Raw genomic sequence first — 7696 nt, forward strand, 5'->3', positions numbered from 1 at the left:
GTGGCCACATGACCAAGACTCCACGATTCGACGTGATCGGCCTGGTCGTCTCCGACCTGGCCGCCTCCCTCGCCTTCTACCGCCGCCTCGGCCTCGCCTTCCCCGACGGCTCCGAGAGCCAGCCGCACGTCGAGGCGGAACTGCCGGGCGGACTGCGGCTGGCCCTGGACACCGAGGCGACGGTCCGCTCGTTCCACCCCGGGTGGCGGCCCCCGGCCGGAGGGGGCCGGATCTCGCTGGCGTTCACCTGTGACTCACCGGCCGAGGTGGACTCGGTGTACGAGGACCTCGTCGGCGCGGGCCACCACGGCGAGCTGAAGCCGTGGGACGCCTTCTGGGGCATGCGGTACGCCGTGGTGCACGACCCGGACGGCAACGGCGTCGACCTGTTCGCCGCGCTACCCGCGACCCAGTAGCTCCCCGAGCGTCTGCCCCGCCAACTCCCGTACGTCCCGCGCCAGATGGGCCTGATCCGCGTACCCGCAACGGACGGCCGTCTCCGCGAAGGTCACCCCTTCCCGGGCCAGCGCAAGCGCCCGCTGGAGCCGCAGCACACGGGCCAGCGTCTTGGGTCCGTACCCGAAGGCGGCCAGCGAGCGGCGGTGCAACTGGCGTACGCCGAGGCCGAGTTCGTCGGCCGTGGCCGCGACGGGGCGGCCCGCGCCCAGCGCCGCGGCGAGTCGGCGCAGCAGCGGGTCCGCCGGATCGCGGTCGGCCGCCCGTTCCAGGGCCACGTCTTCCAGGGCAGCGACGGGGTCGGCGGCCGCGTCCACACGTGCGGTGAGGCGTCGTACCTCCGAGGCGGGCCACAGATCGGCCAACTCGACGCGAAGGTCACGCAGTTCGCAGGCCGGCACCCCCAGCAGGGCGGGCGCGGTGCCGGGAGGGAACCGCACGCCCGCCCACCGTACGGGCCGCTCCCCCGCGACCGGGACGTACGCGTGTGTGTCCGGCCCGGCGACCAGCAGCCGCCCCTCGCTCCACAGCAGGTCCATGCACCCGTCGGGCAGCACGGGCCGGATCACGGGATCGTCCGGGGAGCCCAGGGTGCGGCTCCACACCACCGCGCCCGGGAACCTGGACGCCTGCTCCACGTACACAGCCACCACGCTACGCGGCGCGCGCCCGATGTTCCTGCGGGCTGACGCCGTACACCCGCTTGAAGGCGTTGGACAGCGCGAACGCGCTGCCGTAGCCGACCTGCCGGGCGATCGCCTCAAGCGTGTCGTCGGTGTCGCGCAGCCGGTCGGCGGCGAGGGCGAGCCGCCAGCCGGTCAGGTAGGTCATCGGGGGCTCGCCGACGAGTTCGCTGAAGCGGCGGGCCAGCGCGGCCCGCGAGACCCCGGCCTTGGCGGCGACGGTGGCGACCGTCCAGGGGTGGGCGGGGTTGTCCTGAAGCAGCCGCAGCACCCGCCCGACGACGGGGTCGGCGAGCGCCCGGTACCAGGCGGGCGTGGCGGCCTCGGGACGCGAGAACCAGGCGCGCAGCGCGGCGATGACGATCAGGTCGAGCAGCCGGTCGAGGACCACCTCCTGCCCGGGCTCGTCGCGCACGATCTCCTCGGCGAGGATCGGCGTGAGCGGGCACTCCCACACGTCGGGGGTCAGCGTCAGCAGCGGCGGCAGGGCGTCCAGCAGCCGTCCGTGGACCTCGCCCTGCATCATGTAGGTCCCGATCAGCATCACCGCGGAGCCGTCGAGCCGGTCGCCCCAACTGCGTACGCCGAGGTCCCAGTGGCCCTTCAGGGACCGTCCGTCGGGGTAGCTGCACTCGCCGCCGGGCAGGATGACGGCCTGCGGTGCGGTGGCCGGGTCGTCGGCGCAGGTGTACGGGTCGGGGCCGCGGGTGATGGCGAGGTCGCCGGCCCGCAGCCGCACGGGCTCTCCGCCGTCGGGCATGATCCAGGAGTCACCGCGGACCATCAGGACGACCGTCAGCGGAGCGCGGTCCTCCACCCGCACGCACCACGGCGGGTCGAAGCAGGCGCGGATCATGAAGGCGCCCCGGGCGCGTGGGCCCTCCAGCAGGCCGGCGAGGGGGTCCCCCCGCGTGAGCGTGGTCGAGCGTGGAGGAGCGTCCATGGCGTCAGCGTAGACGCCCGGGGCCGGGCGCCGTAGACGTCGGCTTATGGGAATGAGTCCTTCAGCGATGTTCCCGTGCCGGGCACGGCAGTTGACTGAACGGCATGACGGAAAACACGGCAGGTACGCAGGACATGACGGTGTTGGTCACGGGGGCCTCGGGGCGCACGGGCCGCCGGGTCGCGGAGGCGGCGCGGGCCGCAGGTCTCACGGTACGGGCGGCCTCGCGCGCCCAGGGCTTCGACTGGGAGGACCGGTCGACGTGGGCGGACGCACTGCGGGGCGCCGACGCGGCGTACCTCGTCCACCCCTCGGACGTCGGCTCGCCCGCGGCGGCCACGGCGGTCGGCGCGCTCGCCGCGGAGGCGGTCGGGCTCGGCGTACGGCGGCTGGTGCTGCTGTCGTCGCGGGGCGAGGAGCGGGCCCGGCCGACGGAGGAGGCGCTCAGGGAGTCCGGCGCGGACTGGACGGTCGTACGGGCCGCGTGGTTCGCGCAGAACTTCAGCGAGGGCCCGCTCGTGGAAGGGCTGCGGCATGGGGAACTGGTGTTCCCGGCGGGTGAGGTGCGGGAACCGTTCGTCGATGTGCGGGACATCGCGGACGTCGTGGTGGCCGCGCTCACGGCGGGTGACCGGTACATCGGCCAGGACCTGGCGGTGTCGGGGCCGCGGCTGCTGACGTTCCGGGACGCGGTCGCGGAGATCGCGCGGGCGACGGGCCGCGAGCTGACGTACACCCCGGTGACGGCCCGCGCGTACGGCGGGAACCTCGCGGGGTTCGGGGTGCCGCCCGAGGAGGTCGAGTTCCTCGTGGAGCTCTTCGAGAGCCTCCTCGACGGCCGCAACTCCTACCTCTCCGACGGTGTCCAGCAGATCCTGGGCCGCGCGCCGCGCGACTTCACGGACTTCGTACGGGAGGCCACGGCGGCAGGCGCCTGGAAGGAATAGGCAGCCTCCCCCGCGGGTCACTCCCCCGTAGGTCATTCCTCCGGAGGACGGGGCGGCGGCGCATCCCCGTTCTTGTGCGGATGCGGATGCGGGTGCGGATGGGGATGCGGCTGATGATGGGTGTTCTTCGCGTGCGTGCGCAGCCGGGACGTGACGTCCTCGGGCGGCAGGAAGCGGGACCAGCGCTCGGGGAACTCGGAGGGCATGTCCGGGTCGTCGGGGTCGGGATCGAAGTCGGAGTCGGCGGCGCGGGAGGCCGCGGCGCGCGCGACGTACTCGGCGGCCTGCTCCTGGCGCAGCCGCTCGTTGGCGGCGCGGGCCGCGGCCGTGGCGGCGGCCGGCCAGATCCGGTCGATGGCGGCGTTGACCGCGGCGCCTACCAGCACCGCGAACGCGGACACACCGATCCACAGCAGGACGGCGACGGGCGCGGCGAGCGAGCCGTAGATCGTGGGGCCCTCGACGGTGTTGGTGAGGTAGATGCGGAGCAGGAAGCTGCCGAGCATCCACATGCCGAGGGCGACCAGGGCGCCGGGGACGTCCTCGACCCAGGGCGAACGCACGGGCACGGACACGTGGTAGAGCGTGGTCAGGAAGACGACCGAGAGCACGATGACGACGGGCCAGTACAGGACCTGCACGACCGTCGTCGACCAGGGCACGATCTTCACCACGGCGTCCGGGCCCGCGACCATCAGCGGCAGCGCCACCGAGCCGATGATCAGCGCCACGATGAAGAGCAGGAACGACATCAGTCGGGTCTTGACGATGCCGCGGGCGCCGTCGAGGCCGTACATGACGGTGATGGTGTCGATGAAGACGTTGACCGCGCGGGACCCGGACCACAGGGCGAACAGGAAGCCGATGGAGATGACGTCGGGGCGGCCGCCCTTCATCACGTCGTCCAGGATCGGCTGGGCGATCTGTGTGACGCCCTTGTCGGACAGGACGGTGCGGGAGGCCTCCAGGAGGTTGGACTCCAGGCTCGCGATGGTGTCGGCGCCGGTCCAGTCGTCCACGTAGCCGAGCAGGCCGATCATGCTCAGCAGCAGTGGCGGTACGGACAGCAGCGTGAAGAAGGCCGCCTCCGCCGCGAGGCCGAGGATGCGGTACTCCATGCACGAATTGACGGTGTCCTTGACCAGCAGCCAGGCGGTCCTGCGCTTGGAGACGTTCCGGTAGAGGGCACGGGCCCGGTGGAGACGGCCGCGGGGGCTCTCGGGTGGTTCACTTGCTGGCTGCACGCCCTAAAGGTATCCGCAGTGCCGGGCCCCACTCACCCTCCGGTACGACGGCCCGCGCGGGGCGGGCCCCCGCCCCTCCCGTTCCGAGGCCGTTCCACCGGAAATCCGCCGGAATCACGGCGCGCGGCACCTGCCCGGGAAACCTGGTGACCTGCCCGTACCGAGGAGTAGGTTCGCAGACATGGCAGCCAGCACGCACGAAGTGACCAACCAGGTTCCGCCCCTGGTGGGCTATGACGTCTACTCCGCCGACCGGGCGCTGACGGAGGCCGTCGAGCGGCATCTCGAACCCCGGCTGCTGGACGAGGCACGCGACGAACTGTCGGCCCTCGGACGCACGTCCGGTTCCGCGCAGGTCCAGGAGTGGGGGGTGCTCGCCAACGAGAACCCGCCGAAGCTGCGGACGCACGACCGCTACGGGCACCGCATCGACGAGGTCGAGTTCCATCCGTCCTGGCACCGGCTGCTCGGCAAGGGGGTCTCGGCGGGGCTGACCTCGGCCTGGGCGCGGCCCGGCGGGCATGTGCGGCGCGCGGCCGCGTTCGTGGTCTGGACGCAGGTCGAGGCGGGCAACGGCTGCCCGCTGTCGATGACCCACGCGGCGGTGCCCGCGCTGCGCACGGACCCGGAGTTGGCCGCCGAGTGGGAGCCGCGGCTGACCTCGACGGTCTACGACCAGGGGCTGCGGCCCGCCGCGCAGAAGGCCGGCGCGCTCTTCGGCATGGGCATGACGGAGAAGCAGGGCGGCAGTGACGTCCGCGCGAACACCACGACGGCGCGGCCGCTCGCCGAGGACGGGACGTACGAGCTGACGGGCCACAAGTGGTTCTGTTCGGCGCCGATGTCGGACGGTTTCCTCGTGCTGGCGCAGGCTCCGGGCGGGCTGACGTGTTTCCTCGTGCCGCGCGTCCTGGCGGACGACACGCGCAACGTGTTCCGCATCCAGCGGCTCAAGGACAAGCTCGGCAACCGCTCCAACGCCTCCAGCGAGGTCGAGTTCGAGGGGACCTGGGCGCGCCGGGTCGGGGACGAGGGACGGGGGGTGCGCACCATCATCGAGATGGTCGCGGCGACCCGGCTGGACTGCGTGCTCGGTTCGGCGTCGCTGATGCGCCAGGCCGTCGCGCAGGCGGTCCACCACAGCACCTATCGCGAGGCCTTCGGCGGCCGGCTGCTCGACAAGCCGCTGATGCGCAACGTGCTGGCGGACCTGGCGCTGGAGTCGGAGGCGGCGACCACGCTGGCGCTGCGGCTGGCGGCGGCGTACGACGACGGGGGTGAGCAGGAGCGGGCGTTTTTGCGGCTCGCGGTGCCGGCGGCGAAGTACTGGGTGACCAAGCGCTGTACGCCGGTGGTGGCGGAGGCGGCGGAGTGCCTGGGCGGCAACGGGTACGTGGAGGAGTCCGGCATGCCGCGGCTGCTGCGCGAGTCGCCGCTCAACTCCGTCTGGGAGGGGGCGGGCAACGTGCAGGCGCTGGATGTGCTGCGCGCGATCCAGCGGGAGCCGCAGGCGCTCAACGCCTTCCTCCTGGAGGTCGGTCAGGCGCGCGGCGCCGACCATCGCCTCGACGCGGCGATCAAGAACCTGCTGACCGAACTCGCCGACCTGGAGGGCATCGAGGGCCGCGCCCGCCGTCTGGTGGAGCGCATCGCGCTGGTGCTCCAGGGTTCGCTGCTGGTGCGGTACGCGCCCGCGGAGGTCGCCGACGCGTTCTGCGCCTCACGACTGGGCGGCGACTGGGGTGCGGCCTTCGGGACACTGCCGCACAGTCTGGATCTGGCCACCGTGGTGGAGCGGTCCCGGCCGGTGTCCTAGCCGAGAGCGGAACCTACGCCGTACGGGGGTGGTGCTGCGCCGACACGGCACCACCCCCGCGTGCTGGCCCCGTTCAAGGAGCACGGACGCCGTACAGGCGGCGTTGTTCAAGTTTCTGACGCCGTACGGCTGTTCGCCAGGGTTGCAAGGGGTTGCAACTTTTCTGCCTCTGCCGCCGAAGTGTGTCCGTCCACCCCGGGCGGGCGGCACTATGAGAGCCACAGTCGGCGGGGCACCTGGGAGGCTTGGCCGAAAAGAGCCGAGCAACCGGTTGTTCGCGGACCGTCCGGGAGGATCCAGTGGTGCACTCTCCGATCGACGTGACGCGGCTCGCCGCCCTGGACGCCGCGCAGGCGGCCCGCGTGCTCGGCGAGGTGCGCACCGCCACGCTCTCCGGGCAGCGCACCCGGGTCGCGCCGCGCCCGGTCATCGAGGCGTCCTGGGAACGGATGCTGCGCTGCGGCGTGGACCCGGACCACGACTTCCGTGCCGGGCTGCTCAGCCGCGACGAGGTCGAGCGGCGCCGGCAGACCTCCCGGTTGCGGCATGTCATGCCGGTGCTGCGCGAGGGGCTGCTGTCGGTCGCGGACGTCTCGCAGCACATCATGGTCGTCGCGGACGCCGAGGGCCGGGTGCTGTGGCGGGAGGGCTGCTCGGCCGTGCTGCGCAAGGCGGACGGCCACGGATTCGAGATAGGCGCGGACTGGCGCGAGGACGTCGTCGGCACGAACGGTGTCGGCACTCCGCTGGTCGCCCGCCGTCCCGTCCAGGTGTTCTCCGCCGAGCACTTCGTGCGCACCCACCTCACCTGGACGTGCACGGGCGCCCCGATCACCGATCCGCGCGACGGCTCCCTCATCGGCGTCGTGGACGTGAGCGGCCCGCTGGAGACCCTCCACCCGGCCACGCTCGCCCTGGTCGACTCGGTGGCCAAGCTCGCCGAGGCGCGGCTGCGGGAGATGCATCTGACCTCGCTGGAGCGGCTGCGCGCGGTCGCGGCGCCGGTGCTGGCGCGGCTCGGGGGACGTGCGCTCGCCGTGGACACGGACGGCTGGACCGCGGCGGTCACGGGAATGGCGTACACGAACCGGCTGGCGCTGCCCAAGGCCCTGTCCCCCGGGCGGAGTTGGCTGCCGCCGATCGGGCCGTGCTCGGTGGAGCCGCTGCCCGGCGGCTGGTTGGTCAGGGCCGCCGACGAGCCGGTGTCCCGGGGCGCGACGCGGATCGTGCTCGACCTGGCGCAGCCGCGCCGCTGGTCGCTGAGCGTCTCGTCCGGCTCGGGCACCTGGACGCACGAACTGAGCCCCCGCCACGCCGAGTTGCTCTACCTGCTGGCCGTCCATCCCGCCGGCCGCACCGCCTCGGGCCTCGCGGACGACCTGTTCGGCGACCCCGGCCGCACGGTCACGGTCCGCGCGGAGATGTCCCGCGTACGCCGGTATCTGGGGGCGCTGCTGGAACACCGGCCGTACCGCTTCAGCGAGGCCGCCGAGGTCGAGGTCGTGCTCCCCGAGGACCCCCTCGACCTGCTGCCGCACTCCACTGCGCCCGCGGTGCGCAGAGGGCAGGGGGCGCCGTGGGGCGCGGGGCGCCTGTAGTCGCAGCGT

The 7696-nt window shown here is 73.0% G+C and carries 7 protein-coding genes; 4 read left to right on the top strand and 3 right to left on the bottom strand.

The window, feature by feature from the left end:
• Positions 1–8: 8 nt before the first annotated feature.
• Complete coding sequence (locus ABZS97_RS18370) at positions 9–416, top strand: VOC family protein (RefSeq protein WP_356139008.1); 408 nt, start codon at positions 9–11, stop codon at positions 414–416.
• On the opposite strand, the gene ABZS97_RS18375 is transcribed toward ABZS97_RS18370, so the two are convergent.
• Positions 399–1100, bottom strand: coding sequence for a helix-turn-helix transcriptional regulator (locus ABZS97_RS18375; protein ID WP_356139011.1), 702 nt, complete (start codon positions 1098–1100; stop codon positions 399–401). The genes ABZS97_RS18370 and ABZS97_RS18375 overlap by 18 nt on opposite strands.
• Positions 1101–1110: 10 nt before the next feature.
• Positions 1111–2082 (bottom strand): AraC family transcriptional regulator, encoded by a 972-nt coding sequence (locus ABZS97_RS18380; protein ID WP_356139013.1) that lies wholly within the window; start codon positions 2080–2082, stop codon positions 1111–1113.
• 104 nt (positions 2083–2186) lie between these two features.
• On the opposite strand from ABZS97_RS18380, the gene ABZS97_RS18385 reads away from it, so the two are divergent.
• A complete protein-coding gene (locus ABZS97_RS18385; RefSeq protein ID WP_356139015.1) occupies positions 2187–3029 on the top strand; it encodes an NAD(P)H-binding protein in 843 nt (280 codons plus the stop codon).
• Positions 3030–3061: 32 nt separating this feature from the next.
• On the opposite strand, the gene ABZS97_RS18390 is transcribed toward ABZS97_RS18385, so the two are convergent.
• Positions 3062–4273: a YihY/virulence factor BrkB family protein gene (locus ABZS97_RS18390; protein ID WP_356139017.1), complete on the bottom strand. Its 1212-nt coding sequence runs from the start codon at positions 4271–4273 to the stop codon at positions 3062–3064.
• Positions 4274–4454: 181 nt separating this feature from the next.
• Here ABZS97_RS18390 and ABZS97_RS18395 point away from each other — a divergent pair, with 181 nt between their 5' ends.
• Together ABZS97_RS18395 and ABZS97_RS18400 are read left to right on the top strand one after the other, a co-directional pair.
• Positions 4455–6089 carry an acyl-CoA dehydrogenase family protein gene (locus ABZS97_RS18395; RefSeq protein WP_356139019.1) on the top strand — a complete coding sequence of 545 codons (1635 nt, stop codon included), beginning with the start codon at positions 4455–4457 and terminating at the stop codon, positions 6087–6089.
• A 299-nt stretch (positions 6090–6388) separates the two neighbouring features.
• On the top strand, positions 6389–7687 hold the full coding sequence (locus ABZS97_RS18400) for a GAF domain-containing protein (RefSeq protein WP_356139021.1): 1299 nt from the start codon (positions 6389–6391) through the stop codon (positions 7685–7687).
• The last annotated feature ends 9 nt before the right edge of the window (positions 7688–7696 follow it).

Source organism: Streptomyces sp. NPDC005485 (assembly GCF_040606085.1).
Taxonomy (GTDB): domain Bacteria; phylum Actinomycetota; class Actinomycetes; order Streptomycetales; family Streptomycetaceae; genus Streptomyces.